The organism is Actinomyces naeslundii, assembly GCF_001956585.1.
GTDB classification, from domain to species: Bacteria; Actinomycetota; Actinomycetes; order Actinomycetales; family Actinomycetaceae; genus Actinomyces; species Actinomyces naeslundii.
In genome coordinates this window covers 65486-86875 of record NZ_MSRR01000007.1, presented here as the reverse complement: position 1 = coordinate 86875, position 21390 = coordinate 65486, and the positions used below count along the sequence as shown (strand labels likewise).

Below are 21390 nucleotides of genomic sequence, written 5' to 3'. Positions count from 1 at the left end.
GTGTTCTGTACCTAGAGGTATGTACAGTTTTGGTATGGGAATCAGAAGGGAGCAGATCCGGGCGGCCGCCGTGCCTCCCAGGGGTACGTCATAGCGAGGTATGTACAGTTCTGGCGTGGACTCGAGAGAGAAGCTGGTTGAGGCGATGGCTGAGCTGATGTGGGAGCGTGGCTACAGCGCCACGAGCCCGCGGGCGGTTCGCGAGCTTTCCGGTGTTGGTCAGGGGAGCATGTACCACTACTTCCCGACCAAGCGGGATCTCGGGCTGGCCGCCCTGAATCACAACTGCCAGGTCCAGCTGGATTCCTGGAAGGCCGCGCTCAAGGACCTCGAGGATCCGCTCGAGATCCTCAGTGCCTACCTCACCCTTCCCCGTGATCCGCTCAAAGGCTGTCGAGTCGGTCGGATGGCGCAGGACAAGGCGGTGGTGGCCGACGACGGTCTTCGTGAGCCGGTCGCCGAGGCCTTCGCCCGGTTTCACGAGATGCTGGTCGTTGTCATCGGTACGGCCAGGTCGCAGGGGCGCCTGCCAGCAGACCTTGAGCCGGATCATCTGGCTCGCACGATGGTCGCTGTTGTTCAGGGCGGTTACGTCCTGGCTGTGGCTGAGCAGGACAGAGCCCCGTATGACGCAGCCTGTCAAGGCGCCCTTGAGCTGCTCCGTGTCGCAGCCGGGGCCGCTGGTGCGGCTCCTGGTCGCGATGGGTCCGCTTCCTCCTGATCCTGACAAGTCGGCGTCGGTGTCCTCTGACGCCTCCATTCACCGAAGGAGAAGGATCATGACCATTCGTATCGGCATCAACGGCTTCGGACGTATCGGGCGCACCTATCTGAGGGCCGCGCTGGCCGGCGGGGCGGACGTCGAAATCGTTGCCGTCAACGACTTGACCGACGCGGACACGCTGGCGACCCTCCTGGAGTGGGACTCTGTGGCCGGCCACCTCGACGGAGTCGCCGTCAACGGCAAGGACCTCGAGGTGGCCGGTCGGACCATCAGGGTCTTCTCCGAGCCGGACCCGGCCAAGATCCCCTGGGGTGAGGTCGGGGTCGACGTCGTCATCGAGTCCACCGGTTTCTTCGTTGACCGGGACAAGGCCGCCCAGCACCTTAAGGGTGGCGCCAAGAAGGTCATCGTCTCCGCGCCGGCCAAGGGTGACGTCCCCACCTTTGTCCTGGGGGTCAACGACAGTCAGTTGGATGTCTCCGCCGCCGACGTGTTCTCCAACGGGTCGTGCACCACGAACTCCCTGGCCCCGCTCGCCAGAGTCCTCCACGACGCCTTCGGGATTGAGAGCGGTCTCATGACGACGATCCACGCCTACACCGGGGACCAGCGGCTTCACGACGCACCTCACAAGGACCTGCGTCGAGCGCGTGCGGCTGCCGCCTCCATCGTTCCCACGTCCTCAGGCGCCGCCCGGGCCATTGGTCTGGTCATCCCCGAGCTCGATGGGCGCCTGACCGGCGCTGCCATGAGGGTTCCGGTCCCGGTCGGCTCGATCACCGACCTCACTGTGGTCACCTCCCGATCGGCAACGGTCGAGGACGTCAACGCGGCCTTCCGTGAGGCTGCCGATCACGGGCCGCTGGCCGGCTACCTGCAGTACTCCCAGGCGCCGATCGTCTCCCACGACATTGTTGGCAATCCTCACTCCTCGATCTTCGACGCGCCTCTCACCGAGGTGATCGACGGTCAGGTCAAGGTCTTCGGGTGGTACGACAACGAGTGGGGCTTCTCCAACCGCCTCGTGGAGTTCTCCCAGAGGATCGGTGAACAGCTCTGACACATGCGGCGTGGCTTGGAGGCGGTGCGGTGCGGGCTCAGTGCCGACTCCGGCCGCACCCCGCACCCTCCGCATCCGATGGTGAGTGATGGAAAAGGGATGGGGGAGCCGTCTGAGAATCCCATCTGTTTTGCGCTGACGGTGGAGCGGGCCGGGATGCGGTGGGGAGCAGACCGCTTGCCCCGCTAAGGTGGGAAGCATGCCCAGTTTCGACGCCAGCTCTGCTGCCGCCGCCACGGTCCCCAGGCCCGTGGACGTCGACCGTATCCACGAGTGCGTCAAGCGACTGGGGCTGCGTTACTTCATCGACGACGAGGGCGACATCGGCATTCCATGGCGCTATGTCACTGTCCACGCCATCTTCCAGGACACCCGAGCGGTTCAGATGCGCGGGATCTGGCACCGCATCGCCGACACCGATCACCTGGCCCAGCTGCGCGCCCTGGTCGAGGACTGGAACACGACCCGCATCGGTCCCAAGGCCTACCTCACTGTCGCCGACGGCGGAGTGGTGCGCCTTCACGGCGAGTACACCTACCCTCTCGAGGCGGGGATGACCGACCGGCAGCTCGAGGACTTCGTCTTCGGCGGCTGCCGGCTCATTGTCGCCCTCATGCACGAGGCCGAGGAGCAGTTCCCCGACGAGCTGCGCGGAAGCCTGGAGCCCTGATGCCGCGACTGCAACGCCTCACCGACTTCATCGCACGCCTCCTGGGCAAGGAGTGGGACGTGCGGGCACTGGACCATCAGCGAGACCACCGTCCGGGCGGTCATCAGGACAACCAGCCGAGTCCGCCGGTCAGCCGGCAGCGCCATCAGGACAGGTACCCGGCTGCCCCAGCGGACTCAGTGGATTCAGCGGAGACTGCGGACGCGGCAGACGCAGCGGGACCGGATGACTCGCCGTTCCCCCCGGCGTCGGAGAAGACCGTGGAGTCGGTCGGCTCCGCCGACCCACCTGATGCTGCTGGGCGATCGGACCGTTCGTCGGAGCGGGCCAAGGCGACTGCGTCGGCGCAGACCTCCGACGCCTCGCGCACCTGGTCGAGCAGATCGGGGCGGCCAAACGATCACCTCGCCAGCAGCGGCGTCGTCGCCGATGGTTCTCGCGGTGAGGAGTGGAGCGAGGAGTCGACCGAGCCACTCACGCTGGCGAGGATCGAGTCCATGCTCACCGGTCCCATGGAGTACCACGTCCAGCTGGCCGATGACCGTGAGCACCCCTGCCTCCTGGGTACCTGGGACTCCTTCCCCTTCGTCATTGAGATCCCCGAGGGGCACGACGGCTGGCTCCTGGTCTCCGGGGACTGGGAGGAGGCCGCCCCCGTCTCGCAGCGTGACGAGATCGCCGCCAGTGTCAACGACTGGAACCGGGACAAGTTCTTCCCTACGGTCGGTGTCGTCGACACCGCCATTGGGCCGCTGGTGCGGGCCACCTACCTCACTGACCTGTCTGCCGGGGTCACCGACGCCCAGCTGCGTCTCCACCTGGATACGGCGCTGTCCGCCTGCACGCAGGCCCTCAGCCTCGTGGGTCCGCTCCTACCGGAGATCTGAGCGCAGTGAGCTCAGCAGCTGCGGGCGTCCCCCGTCCGGTAAGGGTCGCCGTGGTGGGCCCCACCGCCACCGGTAAGTCCGACCTCGCCCTCGCTCTCGCCGAGCAGGCGCAGGCCGGTGGACTGTCCGAGGGCGCTGAGATCATCAACGCCGATGCCTCCCTGCTCTACCGGGGGATGGACATCGGCACCGCCAAGCCCTCCCCGGTCGAGCGGGTCCGCGTCCCCCACCACCAGATCGATGTCCTCTCCGTCAGGGACCGGGCCTCCGTGGCCGCTTTCCAGCGGGCCGCCCGCAGTGACATCGAGGGCGTCGAGTCCCGGGGAAACCTGGTGATCATCGCCGGTGGCTCCGGCCTGTACGTGCGCGCCCTGACCGATGGGCTCGACTTCCCCGGCACTGATCCGCAGGTACGCACCGGCCTGGCCGAGCGCGCCGAGCGTGAGGGCACTTCCGTCCTCTACGCCGAGCTCACCGGCCTCGATCCCGTGGCGGCCGAGCGGATCGAGGCCTTCAACACCCGTCGGATCGTGCGCGCTCTGGAGGTCATTGAGATCACCGGGCGTCCCTTCTCCGCATCCCTGCCCCGTTACGAGGACGTGGTTCCCACTGTCCACATCGCTCTGCGCTGCGAGCGCCGGCTCCTGGACCTGCGTATCAATGCTCGCGCCCGCGCCATGTTCGAACGCGGCCTCGTGGAGGAGGTCGAGACCCTCGTCGACCAGGGCATCCGAGAAGGGGAGACCGCTCCACGCGCCATCGGCTACGCCCAGGCGCTCGCGGTCATCGACGGGACCATGAGCGTGCCCGAGGCGGTCGACTCCACGGCCCTGGCCACCCGCCAGCTCGCCTCCCGCCAGATCAAGTGGTTCCGCCGCGATCCGCGAGTGCGCTGGATCGACGTCGAGCTCGCCGAGGACGGTCGTTGCACCGACGCGGAGCGCTCCCGGGTGACCAGGCAGGCACGGGAGCTCGTTCTCGCCGTCGACGGCGTCGCTTAGGCTAGGGGCCATGCCGTACTCGACAGGTCTCCGTGGTCGTGAGCTCATCAAGGGCCACGCGACCCTCAACGACTTCCTCATGCTGGTCGACCCCAGCTGCGAGGTCGCTGTCAGCGGCGCCGATATCGCTGCGGTCTGCGACCGCCACGGCGGCATCGGTGCCGACGGATTCGTGCGCGTCGTACGGACCGCCGCCCTTCCCGGAGCCGGGGCCTTCGCCGCGGCCGTGCCCGAGGCCGAGTGGTTCATGGACTACTACAGCGCTGACGGATCCGTGGCCGAGATGTGTGGCAACGCCGTCCGCCTGTTCGCCCACGTCCTGGACAGTGAGGGCCTGCGTCCCATCGCCGACGGCGAGTCGGTCGTCATCGGTACCCGAGGCGGTGCGCGCACTGTCACCCGCCTGGGCGAGCTGTGGACCGTGGACATGGGGCCGGCCCGTCTCACGCGCCCTCGTCAGGCGCAGGACGAGGGCTGGGACACGACAGTCGTCGTGCCCGGACTGACGGGCGAGCGAGCAGCCCTGAGTGTTGAGATGTCCGCCCCCCACGCCGTCGTCGCCCTGGGGGAGGAGAATGAGCTCGAGGCGGCCGCCTTCACCGGGCTCACCGACTCCGCGGCCCCGGTCGTCTACGACCCCGTTCCCGAGGCCGGCACCAACCTCGAGCTCGTTGTGCCGCTGGGGGAGGAGACCGACCCCGACACCCAGTCACCGGTGGGTATCGCCCGCATGCGCGTCCTGGAGCGCGGCGTGGGGGAGACCCTCTCCTACGCAGCGGGGTGCTGCGCCGTCGCCGTCGCCCTGCATGCCTGGACCGGTCCGGGCGCCCCCGAGGACTACCGGCTGCTCGTTCCCGGCGGAGAGATCGGGGTGCACGTGGGCGCCAGCCCCCTGGGTGAGGACAGCACTGTGCTGCTGACCGGACCGGCCACGATCACCGGACGGGTCACCATCGCCTGAGGCCCTTCGGACCTGCCGCCATCCACACTGCTCCCGGACGTCGCACTGACGCCGCATCCGAGAAGAGAAACCAACCACCACTATGTCCCAGCCATCCAGTCGCTCCGCCGTCGGCACCATCCTGCCGACCGGTCTGATGCTCTTCGCCCTGTTCTTCGGGGCCGGCAACCTCATCTTCCCGCCCTTGCTGGGGGCCGCCTCGGGCAGGTCCTTCATCCCGGTGATGGCGGGCTTCCTCGCCACGGGGGTGCTCATGCCCCTCATCACCGTGGTGGCCGTCTCCACCTCCGGCGAGGGCATCCTCGGCCTGGCCCGCAGGGTGGGGCCCCGATTCGGCCTGGTCATGCCGCTGGCGGTCTACCTGGCGATCGGCCCGCTCTACGCCATCGCCCGCGTGACCACGGTCGCCTACGAGCTGGCGACCCGTCCCGTTCTTGAGCTGTGGGGCTTCCACGACTCCCGCCTGGCTCTGCTGGCGCATGTGACGGTCTTCATGGGCGTCGCCTTCGGCATCGCCCGCAGCCCGAGCCGTCTGGCCGACCGCGTTGGGCGCTGGCTCACGCCCGCGCTGCTGGCCCTGCTGGCACTGCTGTGCGGGGTCACCCTGGTGATGGCCCCCGGGGTGGAGCGGGAGGCCATCGAGCCCTACGCGAGCGCGCCCCTGACCACCGGGCTGACCCAGGGCTACCTCACCATGGACGTCCTGGCGGCCAGTGTCTTCGGCATCGTGGTCATCACCTCCCTGCGCGAACGCGGCCTGACCTCGCCCAGGAGACTGGTACGCGGCACCATCCTGTCCGGAGGCATCGCCGCGGCGCTGCTGGGGCTGGTCTACATCGGCCTGGCCGTGCTGGGCACCCGCACCCGCGGGCAGATCACCACCGACACCAAGGACGGTACCGAGCTGCTGCGCAACGCGGCCTCCTCGACTCTGGGGACCTCCGGCGTCGTCATCTTCGCCGCCATCGTCATCCTGGCCTGCCTGACCACCGCGGTGGGCCTGCTGGCCTCCTGGGCCGGCTACGCCTACACCGCCTGGCCTGCGGTCTCCTTCAACCGGCAGCTCGCCGCCTGCGCCATCGTCTCCTTCACCCTGGCCAACCTGGGACTGAGCGCCATCCTCAAGATCGCGGGGCCGCTGCTGAACCTGCTCTACCCCTTCGCCATCGCCCTGGTCGCCGTCACGCTCGTCGACGCCATGGCCCCCGGGCGGCTCCGGGCCGCCTACCAGTGGTGCGTCATCACGGCCGGGACCTTCGGATCCGTCTCCGCGATCACCGCCGCCGGTTGGGACGGCCCCAGCAGGCTTCTCGCACGCACCGGCCTGTGGAGCGACTCCACCGGCTGGATCCTGCCGGCGCTCATTGCCCTGGGCATCGGGATCGCTCTCGACGTGCGCTTAGGTGCGTGGTCCACGCCTGTGGCTGGGGAACCTCCCAGCCAGGTCCAGCACGACGTCGAGCACGCGGCGGCCTCACAGCTCTGAGAGGCGTTGAGGGGTTCTGGGCGGCTCTGAGCGACACTGTGCGCGGTAGCCTCTGGGTGTGCCCAGCTCACCACCCCCGGCCCGCGATACGAATGCACCCGAGCACCAGCGGCTCCTGCCGACACTGCTCATCCCCGCCTTCGTCACACTGCTGGCCGTCTCCTCGGTCAACGTCATCCTCCCGGCCGTCTCCCAGGACCTGAGCGCGGGCACCGCCGGGCTGCAGCTCGTCGTCTCCGGCTACTCCCTCGTCTTCGGCGTCGTCCTCGTCCCGGCCGGTCGCGCCGGTGACGTCATGGGCAGAGGCCGGATCTTCGTCATCGGCATGATCCTGTTCGGGGTCGGCTCACTGGCCTCCGGGCTCGCCCCTGACATCGTCACCCTCAACCTGGCCCGCGTGGTCATGGGGGTCGGCTCGGGCCTGCTCAATCCGCAGGTGGCCGGCATGATCCAGCAGTACTACAGCGGGGAGTCCCGCGGCCGGGCCTTCGGACTCTTCGGTGCCGTCATCGGGGTCTCGGTGGCGGTGGGGCCGGTGCTCAGCGGCGGGCTCATCGGCTGGCTCGGAGATGACTGGGGCTGGCGCGCCTCCTTCCTCATCAACGTCCCGCTCGTCCTGCTCGGCGTCTGGGCCGCGCACCGCTACCTGCCGGACTCCGCCTGGCACAGGCAGGACGGTGGCAGCGGCGCCGGCCGGGACCGGGTCGACCTCGACCCGGTGGGCATGGTGCTGCTCGCCGCGGGCACGCTGCTGATCATGATCCCCTTCATGGAGGCCTCCGCGGGCGCCTGGGTCTGGGGCCTGGAGGCGGCCGGCATCGGCATCGTCTCAGCCTGGGTGGTGTGGGAGAGACGCTACCGGGCCAGGGGCGGTGCGCCCATGGTGGATCTCAGCCTCCTGGCCATCCCGTCCTTCGCATACGGCAGCCTGGCCATTGCCGTCTACTTCCTGGGCTACACCTCGGTGTGGATCATCGTGGCCCAGTACGTCCAGGCCGGCCTGGGATCGACTGCTCTGGTCAGCGGCGCCGTCGGGGTCCCCGCTGCCCTGGCCGGATCGGTCGCTGCCGCCGTCGCCGGCCGCCGCGTCATCCGGGTGGGCCGGGTGATGGTTCTCGGTGGTATGGCTGCGGGTATGGCCGGCCTGCTGGCCAGCGTCGGCATCATCCACATGCACGCACGGGCCGGTTGGAGCCCCTGGTGGCTCACTCTCACGCTCCTGCTGCTCGGCGTGGGGCAGGGACTCGTGGTCTCCCCGAACCAGACCCTCTCCCTGGTTGACGTCCCTCTGGAGTACGCCGGCGCCGCCGGCGGCATCCTCCAGACCGGTGAGCGCATCGGCACCTCCATCGGCATCGCAGCCATTACGGGACTGACCTTCCGCGTCTCACACTCCTCAGGCTGGGACGTCGCCGCCCAGGTGGGACTGCTGGCCGTTGTGGCCGCCATCGCCGTGTCGGCCGCGATCGCCGCCGTCGACCTGCGCCTGGCGGCCCGACGACGCCGGTAGCCGCTCAGGCTGCGCGCCGATCGTTCAGCCGTCCACCGGCCCATCCGGCCCGCGGCGCACCCGTAGCACGCGGAAGCCCTTCGACGATGCCTGCCGGCTGACGTCCCAGCCCTGACCGGTCAGCCACGTCGCCAGTGAGTCGGCGCCCAGGTTCTTGAGCACCACCAGCCAGGCCTCGCCGTCGGCTGACAGGAGCGCCAGCCAGGACAGCAGGAGCTCGTGCAGAGCGTCCTTGCCGATGCGCACCGGCGGGTTGGACCAGATGAGGTCCACCGGTGTCGAGGTCTGATGCAGCTCGGCCAGCAGCGCCTCGGCCTGGGAGGTGCGCACGTTGTCCAGGCCCGCGGCGGCTGCGTTGCGGGCGGTCAGGGCCAGAGAGCGCTCATTGACATCGGTCGCCAGGACCGTGGCCCCAGGGGCGGCCTCAGCCAGGGCAAGCGTGATCGGGCCCCAACCGCATCCCAGGTCGAGGAAGGTCCCGGCCTCGGGCGGATCGGGGACGTGGTCGAGGAGGACCTGGGTCCCCTTGTCGAGACGATCGGCGCTGAAGACCCCCGAGGCCGTGACCACCGCGTGCTCCACGCCGCGGATCGAGAAGCGGTGGGCGCGCTCCTCGGCCTCGACGGCGGGGGAGGCGGTGAAGTAGTGCTCGCTCACACCCGCCAGGCTACCCGCGTACCCTGACGGGCATGAGCGCCCCACCCAGCTCCGCCAGCAGTCCCTCGCTCCGGGCGCTGTTCAGCTCCCGAGCGGGGCACCTGGCGCTGGCGGTGCTCGTCGTCGAGCTGCTGGCGGGCATGCAGATCTACCTCAACCAGACCGTCCTGCCGCTGCTGGCAACCGAGATGGGGGCCCGCAACGCCTACGGGCTGGTGACGGCGGCGGCCCAGGTCCCCGCCTTCCTCACGATGCCGCTGGGCGGGGCCATGCTCGCTCGGTGGCGGCCGGACCGCCTCATGACCGCGCTCACCGCCCTGCTGGTGGCCGGTGCCGTCGTCGGAGCCCTCGCCCCGAACGTCGAGGTCTACGTCCTCGGGGAGATCCTGCGGGGTCTGGCCGCCGGGGCCCTGGCGACCGCGACCATGGGAGTCATGGTCGCCGGTCTGCCCGATGCCTGGAGGCGACTGTGCCTGGCGGGAGGATCGGGCATGTGGGTCGTGGCGGCCCTGGCCGGCCCCGTCTACGCCTCCGGTGTCAGCGCCTCCTGGGGCTGGCGCTGGGCCCTCGTGGTCTACCTGCCCGTGCTCATCGCGGCCCGCGCCGTCATGGCCGGTCAGATCCACGACCTCAGGCTGGACGAGGAGACGGATCACGATGAGACGGTTCCGTGGCTGCCCGCCCTGGCCATGGCCGCGGGCGTGGCACTCATCGGGGCGCTACGAGCATCCAGCCCCTGGTTCTGGCCCGGCGTCGGCGTCGGCACTGGGCTGGTGCTCTGGTCCTGCTCATGCGTCCTGCCGGATGGGACCCTGCGCCTGGTGCCCGGCCGGCGCGCGGGCATCGCCACCCTGCTGTGGGTGTGCGCCTTCTTCCTGACCCTGGACTACCTGGTGGCCCCCAGCGCCCACGACGTCCTGGGCCTGACCCCGACCCAGACCGGCTGGGCGCTCACCGCAGGCGGCATCGGCTGGTCGGCCGTCGCGATCGCCTGCGGGGCACGTCCGGCGCGTGAGCCGCAGGCCTACCGGCGTCGCACCATGCTGGCCGCGGTCTTCTTCGTGGTCGGAACCATGCTCATGGCGGTCACGGTCCTGGAGAAGGCGGACTGGTGGGGGCTGCCCGTGGGCTACGGCGTGGCCAGCATCGGCATGGGCCTGACCCACCTGGACACCATGAACCGCATCGTCACCGATCCCGCCGAGCCCGACGGCATCACCCACGCCCAGGCCGCCACCGCCGTGACGATCGCCGGCGCGGCCGGCGGCGCCGTCCTGGGGACGGCCACCACGGCCTTCGTCGCCCCGGCAGCGGCCGGCGTCGAGCCGAGCCGGTTATGGCCGACGCTCGTCCTGCTCGCCGTAGGCCTCCTCCTCACCCCGCTGCTGGCCCGACGCGCCGCCTGAGGACGCGAGTGGTCACACCGGCCCGCGGGCAGTAGCATCGCCCCCATGTGGATCCTTCGTATGCGCTGAACCGGCGGCAGAGGCCGCCCCCGGACGAGTTATCGCGCCCCATCGAAGGGGCGCAGGCATACGATGAAGGACTTCTTGTGACCCAGCACCACTCCAGTACTCCCTCCACTCCCGACGACATCCGTGACACTCAAGAAGGTCGCGACGTGCGCGACGTCGTCGCCCGGGTTCTCTCCCGGACCGGAACCGCCCTGGCCTCCACCGCCGCCCAGCACCGGCAGCAGGCCGACCACTACGACAACGCCAACGCCGATGAGGGCGCTCTTGAGCGCGAGGCCCGCGCCGCGCGCCGCCGTGTGGCCGGCTTGTCCACCGAGCTGGAGGACGTCAGCGAGGTCGAGTACCGCCAGGTCCGCCTGGAGAAGGTCGTCCTGGTCGGTCTGGAGCTGCCCCGCCCCCATGGGGCCGCCGCCCCGGGAGGCGGCGCTCTGGAGGCGCGCGACGTCCAGGACGCCGACACCTCCCTGCGTGAGCTGGCCGCCCTGGCCGAGACCGCGGGAAGCCAGGTCCTCGATGCCCTCATCCAGAGGCGCGACCACCCCGATCCCGCCACCTACCTGGGCAGCGGCAAGGCGCGTGAGCTGGCCGACGTGGTGGCTGCGGCCGGAGCCGACACGGTGATCGTCGACGGCGAGCTCGCCCCCTCCCAGCGCCGCGCCCTGGAGGACGTCGTCGGCGTCAAGGTCGTCGACCGCACCGCCCTCATCCTGGACATCTTCGCTCAGCACGCCAAGTCCCGTGAGGGCAAGGCCCAGGTCGAGCTCGCCCAGCTCGAGTACCTCCTGCCGCGCCTGCGCGGGTGGGGCGAGTCCATGTCCCGCCAGGCCGGGGGCCGAGTGGCCGCCGGTCAGGGCATCGGCTCACGCGGCCCCGGCGAGACCAAGATCGAGCTCGACCGGCGCCGCATCCGTCAGCGCATGGCCCGCCTGCGCCGCGAGATCCAGGCCATGGCGCCCTCGCGGGAGACCAAGCGCGGCTCACGTCGACGCGGGGCCATCCCCTCGGTGGCGATCGCCGGTTACACCAACGCCGGCAAGTCCTCCCTCATGAACCGTCTCACCGAGGCCGGCATCATGGTCGAGGATGCCCTGTTCGCCACTCTCGACCCCACTGTGCGGCGCGCCGAGACCTCCGAGGGACGCACCTACACCCTCACCGACACGGTCGGCTTCGTGCGCAACCTGCCCCACGAGCTCATCGAGGCATTCCGCTCCACCCTGGAGGAGGTGGCCGGAGCCGACCTCGTGCTCCACGTCGTCGACGCCGCCCACCCCGACCCCCTCAGCCAGGTTGCGGCGGTGCGTACCGTCCTGTCCGAGATCCCCGGAGCCCTGGACGTGCCCGAGCTCATCGTCCTCAACAAGGTCGACCTCGCCGACGCCGTCACCCTGGCGGCGCTGCGTACCCGCCTGCCCTCAGCGGTGGCGGTCTCGGCCCGCACGGGGGAGGGGATCGAGGAGCTGCGCGCTCGCATCGAGCAGATGCTGCCCCACCCGCAGGTGAGTATCGACGTCGTCGTGCCCTACTCGCGCGGCGACCTCGTCTCCCGGGTCCACGCCGAGGGTGAGATCGACACCGTCGACTACGTTGAGACCGGGACCCGCGTCGTGGCCCGCGTCGGTGCCGCCCTGGCGGCCGAGATCGAGGGCGCCGCCACCAGCGCCTCCGCCGGCTAGAGACCGTGACCCGAACCGAGCCGGACCAGTCGGGCCGGCCTGACCTTGACGGCCCCGGTGACAGGATGGTCCTGGACATCCTGGACGCCGCGGTGCGTGCCATGGGCGGCAGCCCCCGCCAGGGGCAGGTCACCATGGTGCGTGAGGTCGCCCGATCAGTGGCCGACGGCACCCACCTCCTGGTTCAGGCCGGCACCGGAACCGGAAAGTCCTTGGGCTACCTGGTGCCCGCCATGGCTCACGCCGTGCAGACCGGAGGCCGCGTCGTGGTCTCCACCGCCACCCTGGCCCTTCAGAGGCAGGTTCTCACCAAGGACGCGCCCCTGGCGGCCGACGCCGTCGAGCGGGTCACCGGTACCCGTCCCGAAGTGGCTCTGCTCAAGGGCTGGCAGAACTACCTGTGCCGCCACCGTCTGGCCGGCGGCTACCCGCAGGACGAGGACGAGGCCGCGCTCTTCGGCGTCGGCGACGCCATTGCTCAACCGACAGCGGGCCACGGGGCCGACGTGAGTCTGGGGGAGCAGGTGGTGCGCCTGCGCGAGTGGGCGGCCAGGACCGATACCGGCGATCGCGACGACCTCGTTCCCGGCGTCTCCCAGCGCGCCTGGGCCCAGGTCTCCGTCTCCCGGGCCGAGTGCCTGGGGCAGTCCTGCCCCCTGAAGTCCGAGTGCTTCCCCGAGCTGGCCCGCGCCGCCGCGTCCCGGGCCGACCTCGTGGTCACCAACCACGCCATGCTCGGCGTGGTCGTCGCCGGCAACCCCGGCGTCCTTCCCGACCACCAGGTCCTCATCGTCGACGAGGCGCATGAGCTGGCCGACCGTGTCCGCTCCCAGGGCACCATCGCCCTGTCAGCGGCCGCCGTGGCGCGCACGGCTGCCACCGCTCGTAAGCACGCCTCCGTGCTGGTCAGCGAGCTGGAGGCCGCTGGGCAGAGCCTCCAGCTCGTTCTGGCCGAGCTGCCCGACGGCAGGCTGGAGGCGCCGCTGCCGGCCGCCCTGCATGATGCGCTCGTGGTCCTGGCCGGGGCGGCCCGACAGGTCGCCTCAGACGTACGAGACCAGGCCCGCGCACTGGGCCGTGACCGCTCCGGCGAGGCGGCCGGGGCGCTGGCGGTCGCCCGCACCGCCGTCGGTGACCTGGTCGATGCCCTGGACCGCATGACCTCCGACTCGGTGGCCCAGGGCCGGGACGTCGCCTGGATCGAGCGGCCCCGCATGGGGGCCGAGCCCCCGCGGCTCCTCCTGGCCCCCATCGAGGTCGCCGGCTCGGTGGCGAGCCATCTGCTGGGCGGTCGTGCCAGCGTCATGACGTCGGCGACCCTCGCCCTGGGGGACAGCTTCGACCCCATGGCCCGCGCCCTGGGGCTGTCCCTGGCCGAGCAGCCCTGGAAGGGCGTCGACGTGGGATCCCCCTTCGACTACCCCCGCCAGGGCATCCTCTACGTGGCCGCCCACCTGCCCCGCCCCGGCGCCGGCATCTCCGAGGCCGCCCTGGATGAGATGCTCGCTCTGGTCGAGGCCTCCGGCGGAGGCATGCTGGGCCTGTTCTCCTCCCGGCGCGCTGCTCAGGAGGCCGCCGAGGTGCTGCGAGGGGCCACCGACCTGCCCGTGTACGCCCAGGGGGACGATCAGCTGCCCACCCTGGTGCAGGCCTTCACCGACGACGAGGCCGCCTGCCTGGTGGGTACCCTCTCGCTGTGGCAGGGGGTGGACGTGCCCGGGCGAACCTGCCGGCTCGTCGTCATCGACCGCATCCCCTTCCCTCGCCCCGACGACCCGGTCGCCCAGGCCCGCACCGACGCCGTCGTGGCCGCAGGAGGCAACGGGTTCATGAGCGTGTCCGCCACCCACGCCGCTCTGCTCCTGGCCCAGGGGGCGGGCCGTCTCATCCGTCGCAGCCAGGACCGCGGCGTCGTCGCCGTCCTGGACTCTCGCCTGCGCACCGCCCGCTACGGGGGATTCCTCACCCGCTCCATGCCCGCCCTGTGGCCGACGACGAAGCCCGACGTGGTCCGCGCCGCCCTGCGGCGCCTGTCAGTTCGCACCGGCGTCCCGACAGGGGAATGAATCCGTCGGCTGGGCCCTTAGGTATGTGCCCCTCGGGAGGATGTGCACGTAGGCTTGGCGCGAGCGGGTGCTCGCGCCCTGCGGTCCTGCCCAGCAGATCCCATTGAGGAGAAGAACGTGTCAGACCACATCACCACCACCGCTGAAGGCTCCTACCCCACCAACCGTTCCGGTCGTCCCTCCAAGGTCGCCGTCATCGGCGCCGGGGCCGTCGGCTCCACCCTCGCCTACGCCTGTGTGACCAAGGGCGTTGCCCGCGAGGTCGTTCTGCAGGACATCGTCAAGGAGAAGGTCGAGGCCGAGGCCCTCGACATCGCCCAGGGAATCCAGTTCACCTCCGCAGGCTCCGTCTCAGGCTCCGACGACCCCGAGATCTGCCGCGATGCGGACGTCATCGCCATCACCGCCGGTGCCAAGCAGAAGCCCGGACAGTCCCGCCTCGAGCTCGCCGGCGCCACCGTCGGCATCATGGAGAAGATCCTTCCCAAGCTCGTGGAGGTCGCTCCCAACGCCATCTTCGTCCTCGTGGCCAACCCGGTGGATGTGGTCACCTACTGCGCCAAGAAGATCACCGGCCTTCCCGAGAACCAGGTCTTCGGTTCCGGAACGGTGCTGGACACTGCCCGCATGCGGTACCTCATCTCCCTGGAGACCGGCACGGCCGTGCAGAACATCCACGGCTACATCGCCGGTGAGCACGGCGACTCCGAGGTGCCGCTGTGGTCCTCCACCGAGATCGGCGGCGTGCCGATCACCCAGTGGGGAACCACCCTCGATGGCGGCGTGTTCGACGAGGCCAAGCGTGAGCGCATCGCCCACGACGTCGTCCGTTCCGCCTACCGCATCATCGAGGGCAAGGGGGCGACCAACTACGCAGTCGGTCTGGCGGTCCAGCGCATCATCGGCGCCGTCCTCAACGACGAGCAGCGGGTGCTGACCATCTCCCCGCTGCTGGACAACTGGCACGGTATCTCCGACGTGTGCATGGCCGTCCCCACGATCGTGGGCCGTGAGGGCGCCGGGCGCCGCCTCGAGCTCCCTCTGACCGCTGAGGAGGAGGAGCGCCTGAACGCCTCCGCCGACCACCTGCGCGAGGTCGCGCGCGGCCTGGGCTACTGAGCCACTGACCTGAGTCTGAGCAGAATCTGAGCAGAATCACTGAAGGCCCGCCCCGGTCACCGGGGCGGGCCTTCAGGCGTAGGACTGCGAGCGGCTACAGGGAACGCAGGACCGTGACCACCTTGCCCATGATCGTGGCCCGGTCGCCGTCGATCGGGGTGTAGCTGGAGTTGCGGGGGAGCAGCCACTGGTGGCCGTCGCGACGCGAGAGCACCTTGACCGTCGCCGAGGCGCCATCGACGTCCTCGACCATGGCCGCCACGATCTCGCCGTTGGCCGCGTCTGGCTGTGAGCGCACCACCACCCAGTCGCCGTCGCAGATGGCGGCCTCGATCATCGAGTCGCCGTGCACCTCCAGCATGAAGAGCTCTCCGTCGCCAGTCAGGCGACGGGGCAGGGCCATGACGTCGGTGACGTCCTGCTCCGCCAGGATGGGGGTCCCGGCCGCGATGCGACCCACCAGCGGGACGGCGACCGCGTCCCCGTCCTCAACGCCTGGGATCCTGGGAGCCTCGAGCGAGGGGGCTCGGCTGGAACCGGCAGACGCGTCCGCACGGGTGCCGGTGTCACCGGTGACGACCTCCATCGCCCGAGGACGATTGGGGTCTCGGCGCACCAGCCCCAGTCGCTCGAGCTTGTCCAGCTGGTGCTTGACGGAGGATGGGCTGGTCAGGCCCACCTGCTCGCCGATCTCCCGCAGCGAGGGCGGGTAGCCGTGGGCGGCGACGGCCTCACGGACCGCCTCGTAGACCGCGCGAGCACGTTTGTCGAGGCCGCCGATGGCCTCGGCGACCGTTTCGGAGACGTCTGCGCCGGTGCGTGGGGCCGACGCCGGTGACGCGCCCGGGTCTGCTGTGGTGCTCATGGTCCTGGCCCTTCCTGCCGGACAGCCCTTGGGCCCGTAGGCGTTAAGGGTGCGGAATAGATGTCGGTGCTCCGTGATCGTCTTGAATGCAACAAGCCTAACGGCGAGACGACCACGATTCAAACACATGTTCGAAGAAGTGCTGGACGTGTCGCCCGTCGGGCGCTAATGTGTCGAACAAACGTTCGTCGAACATGTGTTCAGGAGGTAACTATGAGTGCCATCGCCGTCCCGCCCTCGCCTCGCTCGACGTCTCGGTCTCAGAGCCGCAGGCGCGCCGCCGGGCAGGCCTCCTGCCGTCCTCGGCTGCGGCTGGTCACGGAGGACTTCGTCCCCGAGGTCCGGTCGCGTCTCGAGGGTGACGAGACCGGGCTGCGCTCGGCGCCGCCTGCCTCCCCGTCGCCGACGCCGCCGATGCGTCGTCCTTCCACGCCTGCGGCTCTGCGTGATCGTCGCTCGGAGCTGGAACGGCTGGCTCCGCAGCACCCGGCAGTGCGGGCCGCCCGGCTGCGCGAGGATGCTCGGCGAGGCGCGGCTGCGCTGAGTGCTCAGCAGGACGCCCCTTCCCCGTCGCAGCGGGATGGGAGGGTGGGCCGAGCGGCTCGTCCTCGGGTGGTCCTGCACCTCCTGCGAGGCGGCTCCCTCGGCGTCGCGGCAGCGATCGTGCTCGCCTGCTGCGGGCTCCTGGTCGGTGTCCTGATGGGAATGGCCTCCCCGAGCTCCGCTGCGCCGGCCGCTCAGGAGTCGGCCGGCACGACCACCACGATGGTTCGTCCAGGGGAGTCGCTGTGGGAGATCGCCGCTGCGAGTGGTACCGCGGACGTCTCGGGGATGGTGACTCGGATCGTCGAGCTCAACGACCTTCGGGACACCACTGTTCATGCTGGGCAGACCCTCGAGATTCCCGCAGCGTAATGAGGGCCGGTGCGGGCCGCACTGTGAGGCAGGCTTGCGGGGCGGCCCGCCGGGCGTTTACTCTCCGATGAACTGACAGGTAGTCCAGTGAGATCGGAGGTCGGAGGCGTGCACTGCCCCTTCTGCCGTCATGACGGCTCCCGGGTCGTCGACTCCCGGACCGCGGAGGATGGAACCTCGATCCGTCGTCGCCGTGAGTGCCAGCAGTGCGGACGCCGCTTCACCACCTTGGAGACCGCCAGCCTGTCGGTCCGTAAGCGCTCCGGTGTCGTCGAGCCCTTCAGCCGGGACAAGGTGGTGGTCGGGGTCAGACGTGCCTGCCAGGGACGCCCCGTCTCCGATGACCAGCTCGCGTTTCTGGCGCACAAGGTTGAGGAGGCGATCCGAGCGGGCGGTCAGGCCCTGGTCGACTCACACGACGTCGGACTGGCGATCCTCGGCCCGCTGCGAGAGCTGGACCAGATCGCCTACCTGCGCTTCGCCTCGGTCTACTCCTCCTTCGACTCCCTGGAGGACTTCGAGCGCGCCATCGCCGAGCTGCGTCGCGCCGAGGTCGTCTCCTCCTAACACTCAGGAGTGCGCCTGCTGCGGCAGGCGCTGGCTGCGGACAGGCATGGCAGACTTGGGGCCATGCGCGTTCTCATCGTCTCCGACTGCTACGCGCCCAGGCTGGGCGGCATCGAGACCCAGGTGCGGGATCTCGCCCGCAACCTGAGGCTGGCCGGTCACGAGCCCGCCGTCGTCACTGCGACACCGGTCGGCGACAATCGCGGTCGCAGCGTCGAACGGGTCGACGGCTTCCCGGTCTTCCGCACCTCCGTGCATCTGCCCAGAGAGCTGCCCGTGCACCCACGAGCCGGGCGTGAGCTCGATGATCTCATGTACCACTTGCGTCCCGACGTCGTTCACGCCCATGTCGGCATCGTCTCCCCCTTCGCCTGGTCCGGCATCGCCGCGGCCCGCCGAGCGGGGCTCCCTCTGGCCATCACCTTTCACTGCGTGCTGGGGCCGTGGGCCCCGGTCGCCGGGGTGCTGGGGCCGGTCAGCCCCGTGCGAGGATGGCAGCGCGGCGGCGCCGACCTGACGGCTGTCTCCTCCATGCTCGCCGCCGAGGTCCGACGCGCCGGTGCCCACGATCCGGTGACCGTGCTGCCCAATGGAATCACCATCGATGACTGGCGTCTGGAGCGCCCCGGCCCTGAAGGACGCCGACCTCATCGGCCGGTGACGGTGGTCGCCTCCCTGCGGTGGATCGAGCGCAAACGCCCTCTGCAGGTCGTGCGCGCCTTCGCGCAGGCAGTCAGGAGCACCCCGGGCTGTGACGCAGTCCTGGCGATGTACGGGGACGGTCCGCTGCGCGACAGGCTCGCCCGGGAGGTCGCCGACTCCGGCCTGGCCGAGCGCATCAGCCTCGTGGGGCGCGTTGAACGCAGCGAGCTCGCCCGGGCCTTCACCCACGCCGACATCTATCTGCAGACCTCTCCCGCTGACTCCTTCGGCATCTCCACCCTCGAGGCCCGTAGCGCGGGACTGGCGGTGGTCGCCCTGCGCTCCAGCGGGGTCAGTGACTTCGTGACCGACGGCGTCGACGGTCTCCTCGCCGACGATGATGCCGGCCTGGCCCGGGAGCTCGCTGCGCTCCTGGGGGATGACGAGCTGCTCGAGCGCATCAAGGCGCACAACTACGAGATCGCCCCGCTTCCCGAGTGGGGGTCCGTGGTGCAGATGAACGTCGAGGCCTACCGTCGTGCCATCGGCCTGAAAGGCGCTCGCTGACTGCGGGCGAGCCCGGGGAGATTCGAAGGCTTGGGGGTGTCAGGCCGCGCCGGTGTCGCTGAGGACCTCGGATAGGCGGCGTGCCGCCGCCATCACCACATGACCGTGTGCACGGCCGGGCTGACGCCCCATCCGCTCGATGGGGCCGGAGATCGACATCGCGGCGACGACCCTGCCTCCTGGCCCGCGTACCGGTGCCGACACCGAGGCGACGCCCGGTTCGCGCTCTCCGACGGACTGAGCCCATCCTCGGCGTCGGACCGCCGAGAGCATGGTGGCGGTGAAACGGGCTCCCACCAGGCCGCGGTGCAGCCGGTCGGGCTCCTCCCAGGCGAGGAGCACCTGGGCCGCGGAGCCGCCCTGCATGGACATGGTGGCGCCCACGGGGATGGAGTCGCGCAGCCCGATGGGGCGCTCGGCATTGGCCACGCAGATGCGTACATCTCCCTGACGGCGGTAGAGCTGTGCCGACTCGTGGGTCTTGTCCCGCAGTGCCGTCAGCACCGGTCCGGCGGCGGACAGGAGGTGGTCCTCGCCCGCGGCGCTGGCCAGCTCGGTGAGTCTGGGGCCCAGGATGAAACGCCCCTGGGAGTCACGGGCTACCAGGCGGTGGAACTCCAGGGCGACCGCGATGCGGTGTGCCGTGGGGCGGGCCAGGTGGGTGGTGGACACGAGCTGGGCAAGGGTTGCCGGGCCTGATTCCAGCGCGCTCATCACCAGGGCCGCCTTGTCGATGACGCCGACGCCGCTGCTGCTGTCGTTCTCTAAGGAGCCGTCCATAATCTGATACTGACATTTCAAGGTATGAGATTTCAAGTTAGGGTCATGTATGGAAGCGGCACAGTGTCAGCATCCTGAGGTCAAGGCTCCGGTCGGTGATCTCAGGCGCGGCGCGGCCGCCTCTCGCGGTTGCTGCGAGGCCCTGGATGCTCCTGGCTCGATGCGATCGCGAACACCTGTTTCTGAGAGGATGAAGTCGATGGGAATGACTCTCGCCGAGAAGGTCTGGCGTGATCATGTGGTGTCCAAGGGTACCGATGGTGCTCCTGACCTGCTGTACATCGACCTTCATCTGGTTCACGAGGTCACCAGTCCCCAGGCCTTCGAGGGGCTGCGTCTGGCCGGACGCACGGTCCGTCGTACCGACCTGACGATCGCCACCGAGGACCACAACACCCCCACCGTGGACATCGACCTGCCGATCGCTGACGTCACCAGTCGCGCTCAGATCGAGACCCTGCGCGCCAACTGCGCCGAGTTCGGGGTGCGTCTGCACTCCCTGGGGGACGCCGATCAGGGGATCGTCCACGCCGTCGGCCCGCAGCTGGGGCTGACTCAGCCCGGCATGACCGTTGTCTGCGGCGACTCCCACACCTCCACCCACGGCGCCTTCGGGGCGCTCGCCTTCGGTATCGGAACCTCCCAGGTCGAGCACGTCCTGGCCACCCAGACCCTGCCCATCGCCCCCTTCAAGACGATGAGCGTCACCATCGACGGTGAGCTGCCCTCGGGCAGCGGGGCCAAGGACATCATCCTGGCGATCATCGCCAAGATCGGTACCAACGGGGCTCAGGGGCACGTCATCGAGTACCGCGGCCGCGCCATCGAGCAGCTCTCGATGGAGGCCCGTATGACGATCTGCAACATGAGTATCGAGGGCGGGGCGCGGGCGGGCATGATCGCCCCCGACCAGACCACCTTCGACTACCTCAAGGACCGGCCTCACGCCCCAGTCGGTGAGGACTGGGACGCGGCCGTGGAGTACTGGTCCAGCCTGCGCACGGACCCCGACGCCGTCTTCGACACCGAGGTCGTCCTCGAGGCCAAGGACATCGAGCCCTTCGTCACCTGGGGCACCAACCCGGGGCAGGGGCTGCCGCTGTCCGCCACGGTTCCCGACCCCGAGGACATCGCCGACGCCACCGAGCGGCTCGCTGCCGAGCGGGCCCTGGAGTACATGGACCTCGTACCGGGAACACCTCTGCGCGACATCAAGATCGACACCGTCTTCATCGGCTCGTGCACCAACGGTCGTATCGAGGACCTGCGGGCCGCCGCCGAGGTGGTGCGCGGACGCAAGAAGGCTGAAGGGCTGCGCATGCTCGTGGTACCGGCCTCTGCGCGAGTGCGTCTGCAGGCCGAGGCTGAGGGGCTGGACCAGGTCTTCAAGCGATTCGGGGCCGAGTGGCGCAACGCCGGCTGCTCCATGTGCCTGGCCATGAACCCGGACAAGCTCTCCTCCGGTGAGCGCGCCGCCTCCACCTCCAACCGCAACTTCGAGGGGCGTCAGGGCAAGGGCGGGCGCACCCATCTCGTCTCGCCCGTCGTCGCCGCGGCCACCGCTGTGCGCGGGGCCCTGTCCGCCCCGGGGGACCTGCCTCCGCGGCCCGCCGGCTGGGAGGAGGCCGACGCCGTCGGCGACTCGGCCCCGAACGCCCCCGGCATCCCGGTGGTCGCGGCGGTTCCGCCGGCCTCCGGTGTGCTCCCGATGACCGTGCTGTAGCGGTCCGGTACCGTGAATGAGACGAAAAGACGTAAGGCA

19 protein-coding genes are annotated in these 21390 nt (G+C 70.0%); 16 read left to right on the top strand and 3 right to left on the bottom strand.

All coding sequences use genetic code 11. The features are described from left to right. The first annotated feature begins 100 nt into the window (after positions 1-100). The 8 genes from BKH33_RS04035 (at position 101) to BKH33_RS04000 (ending at position 8299) form a co-directional block, all read left to right on the top strand. Entirely contained in the window at positions 101-721 is a 621-nt protein-coding gene (locus BKH33_RS04035; protein WP_043539831.1) for a TetR/AcrR family transcriptional regulator, read from the top strand. A gap of 58 nt (positions 722-779) precedes the next feature. Next, positions 780-1784: a type I glyceraldehyde-3-phosphate dehydrogenase gene (gene gap, locus BKH33_RS04030; RefSeq protein ID WP_003785068.1), complete on the top strand. Its 1005-nt coding sequence runs from the start codon at positions 780-782 to the stop codon at positions 1782-1784. Positions 1785-1983: 199 nt separating this feature from the next. Further along, complete coding sequence (locus BKH33_RS04025; protein WP_075407574.1) at positions 1984-2454, top strand: YbjN domain-containing protein; 471 nt, start codon at positions 1984-1986, stop codon at positions 2452-2454. Then, the gene (locus BKH33_RS04020) at positions 2454-3341 is read left to right on the top strand and encodes a type III secretion system chaperone family protein (RefSeq protein ID WP_076071167.1); all 888 of its coding nucleotides are present in this window, start codon (positions 2454-2456) and stop codon (positions 3339-3341) included. Before BKH33_RS04025 ends, BKH33_RS04020 begins: the two co-directional genes overlap by 1 nt. A 5-nt stretch (positions 3342-3346) precedes the next feature. Then, entirely contained in the window at positions 3347-4342 is a 996-nt protein-coding gene (gene miaA / locus BKH33_RS04015; RefSeq protein ID WP_076071169.1) for a tRNA (adenosine(37)-N6)-dimethylallyltransferase MiaA, read from the top strand. Between the two features lie 10 nt (positions 4343-4352). Beyond that, the gene (locus BKH33_RS04010) at positions 4353-5303 is read left to right on the top strand and encodes a diaminopimelate epimerase (RefSeq protein ID WP_076071172.1); all 951 of its coding nucleotides are present in this window, start codon (positions 4353-4355) and stop codon (positions 5301-5303) included. Positions 5304-5385: 82 nt separating this feature from the next. After that, positions 5386-6789, top strand: coding sequence for a branched-chain amino acid transport system II carrier protein (gene brnQ, locus BKH33_RS04005; RefSeq protein ID WP_003780595.1), 1404 nt, complete (start codon positions 5386-5388; stop codon positions 6787-6789). Positions 6790-6847: 58 nt separating this feature from the next. Beyond that, entirely contained in the window at positions 6848-8299 is a 1452-nt protein-coding gene (locus tag BKH33_RS04000; RefSeq protein WP_076071176.1) for an MFS transporter, read from the top strand. Positions 8300-8323: 24 nt separating this feature from the next. Here BKH33_RS04000 and BKH33_RS03995 read toward each other — a convergent pair whose 3' ends face one another. Then, positions 8324-8956, bottom strand: a complete 633-nt coding sequence (locus BKH33_RS03995) for a class I SAM-dependent methyltransferase (protein WP_003784463.1) — start codon at positions 8954-8956, stop codon at positions 8324-8326. A gap of 32 nt (positions 8957-8988) precedes the next feature. Between BKH33_RS03995 and BKH33_RS03990 the strand changes: the two genes are divergently transcribed. The 4 genes from BKH33_RS03990 to BKH33_RS03975 all read left to right on the top strand — a co-directional run bounded on the left by BKH33_RS03990 (position 8989) and on the right by BKH33_RS03975 (position 15292). Beyond that, positions 8989-10362, top strand: a complete 1374-nt coding sequence (locus tag BKH33_RS03990) for an MFS transporter (RefSeq protein ID WP_003784466.1) — start codon at positions 8989-8991, stop codon at positions 10360-10362. Positions 10363-10508: 146 nt separating this feature from the next. Then, entirely contained in the window at positions 10509-12107 is a 1599-nt protein-coding gene (hflX, locus tag BKH33_RS03985; protein ID WP_003784469.1) for a GTPase HflX, read from the top strand. A gap of 65 nt (positions 12108-12172) precedes the next feature. After that, complete coding sequence (locus tag BKH33_RS03980) at positions 12173-14173, top strand: ATP-dependent DNA helicase (protein WP_076142567.1); 2001 nt, start codon at positions 12173-12175, stop codon at positions 14171-14173. Positions 14174-14290: 117 nt separating this feature from the next. Beyond that, on the top strand, positions 14291-15292 hold the full coding sequence (locus BKH33_RS03975) for an L-lactate dehydrogenase (RefSeq protein WP_003783428.1): 1002 nt from the start codon (positions 14291-14293) through the stop codon (positions 15290-15292). 94 nt (positions 15293-15386) lie between these two features. Here BKH33_RS03975 and lexA read toward each other — a convergent pair whose 3' ends face one another. Further along, the gene (gene lexA / locus BKH33_RS03970; protein WP_003783456.1) at positions 15387-16157 is read right to left on the bottom strand and encodes a transcriptional repressor LexA; all 771 of its coding nucleotides are present in this window, start codon (positions 16155-16157) and stop codon (positions 15387-15389) included. A 213-nt stretch (positions 16158-16370) separates the two neighbouring features. Between lexA and BKH33_RS03965 the strand changes: the two genes are divergently transcribed. The 3 genes from BKH33_RS03965 to BKH33_RS03955 all read left to right on the top strand — a co-directional run bounded on the left by BKH33_RS03965 (position 16371) and on the right by BKH33_RS03955 (position 18848). Next, positions 16371-17072, top strand: a complete 702-nt coding sequence (locus tag BKH33_RS03965) for a LysM peptidoglycan-binding domain-containing protein (RefSeq protein WP_003783436.1) — start codon at positions 16371-16373, stop codon at positions 17070-17072. Between the two features lie 108 nt (positions 17073-17180). Beyond that, positions 17181-17639, top strand: coding sequence for a transcriptional regulator NrdR (nrdR, locus tag BKH33_RS03960; RefSeq protein ID WP_043539413.1), 459 nt, complete (start codon positions 17181-17183; stop codon positions 17637-17639). 63 nt (positions 17640-17702) lie between these two features. Then, entirely contained in the window at positions 17703-18848 is a 1146-nt protein-coding gene (locus BKH33_RS03955) for a glycosyltransferase family 4 protein (RefSeq protein WP_076142565.1), read from the top strand. Between the two features lie 39 nt (positions 18849-18887). Here the strand turns inward: BKH33_RS03955 and BKH33_RS03950 are convergent, their stop codons facing one another. Then, positions 18888-19628: an IclR family transcriptional regulator gene (locus BKH33_RS03950; RefSeq protein ID WP_043539406.1), complete on the bottom strand. Its 741-nt coding sequence runs from the start codon at positions 19626-19628 to the stop codon at positions 18888-18890. 199 nt (positions 19629-19827) lie between these two features. Here BKH33_RS03950 and leuC point away from each other — a divergent pair, with 199 nt between their 5' ends. Next, complete coding sequence (gene leuC, locus BKH33_RS03945; protein ID WP_076071185.1) at positions 19828-21351, top strand: 3-isopropylmalate dehydratase large subunit; 1524 nt, start codon at positions 19828-19830, stop codon at positions 21349-21351. The last annotated feature ends 39 nt before the right edge of the window (positions 21352-21390 follow it).

What these genes read in the sequence shown, in the direction of transcription:
- BKH33_RS04035 (WP_043539831.1), top strand. Translation starts at nt 101, where the DNA reads ATGTACAGTTCTGGCGTGGACTCGAGAGAGAAGCTGGTTGAGGCGATG.
- BKH33_RS04010 (WP_076071172.1), top strand. Translation starts at nt 4,353, where the DNA reads ATGCCGTACTCGACAGGTCTCCGTGGTCGTGAGCTCATCAAGGGCCAC.
- BKH33_RS04025 (WP_075407574.1), top strand. Translation starts at nt 1,984, where the DNA reads ATGCCCAGTTTCGACGCCAGCTCTGCTGCCGCCGCCACGGTCCCCAGG.
- BKH33_RS03965 (WP_003783436.1), top strand. Translation starts at nt 16,371, where the DNA reads ATGAGTGCCATCGCCGTCCCGCCCTCGCCTCGCTCGACGTCTCGGTCT.
- leuC (WP_076071185.1), top strand. Translation starts at nt 19,828, where the DNA reads ATGGGAATGACTCTCGCCGAGAAGGTCTGGCGTGATCATGTGGTGTCC.
- BKH33_RS03990 (WP_003784466.1), top strand. Translation starts at nt 8,989, where the DNA reads ATGAGCGCCCCACCCAGCTCCGCCAGCAGTCCCTCGCTCCGGGCGCTG.
- BKH33_RS03950 (WP_043539406.1), bottom strand. Translation starts at nt 19,628, where the DNA reads ATGGACGGCTCCTTAGAGAACGACAGCAGCAGCGGCGTCGGCGTCATC.
- BKH33_RS04020 (WP_076071167.1), top strand. Translation starts at nt 2,454, where the DNA reads ATGCCGCGACTGCAACGCCTCACCGACTTCATCGCACGCCTCCTGGGC.
- brnQ (WP_003780595.1), top strand. Translation starts at nt 5,386, where the DNA reads ATGTCCCAGCCATCCAGTCGCTCCGCCGTCGGCACCATCCTGCCGACC.
- BKH33_RS03955 (WP_076142565.1), top strand. Translation starts at nt 17,703, where the DNA reads ATGCGCGTTCTCATCGTCTCCGACTGCTACGCGCCCAGGCTGGGCGGC.
- gap (WP_003785068.1), top strand. Translation starts at nt 780, where the DNA reads ATGACCATTCGTATCGGCATCAACGGCTTCGGACGTATCGGGCGCACC.
- lexA (WP_003783456.1), bottom strand. Translation starts at nt 16,157, where the DNA reads ATGAGCACCACAGCAGACCCGGGCGCGTCACCGGCGTCGGCCCCACGC.
- BKH33_RS03980 (WP_076142567.1), top strand. Translation starts at nt 12,173, where the DNA reads ATGGTCCTGGACATCCTGGACGCCGCGGTGCGTGCCATGGGCGGCAGC.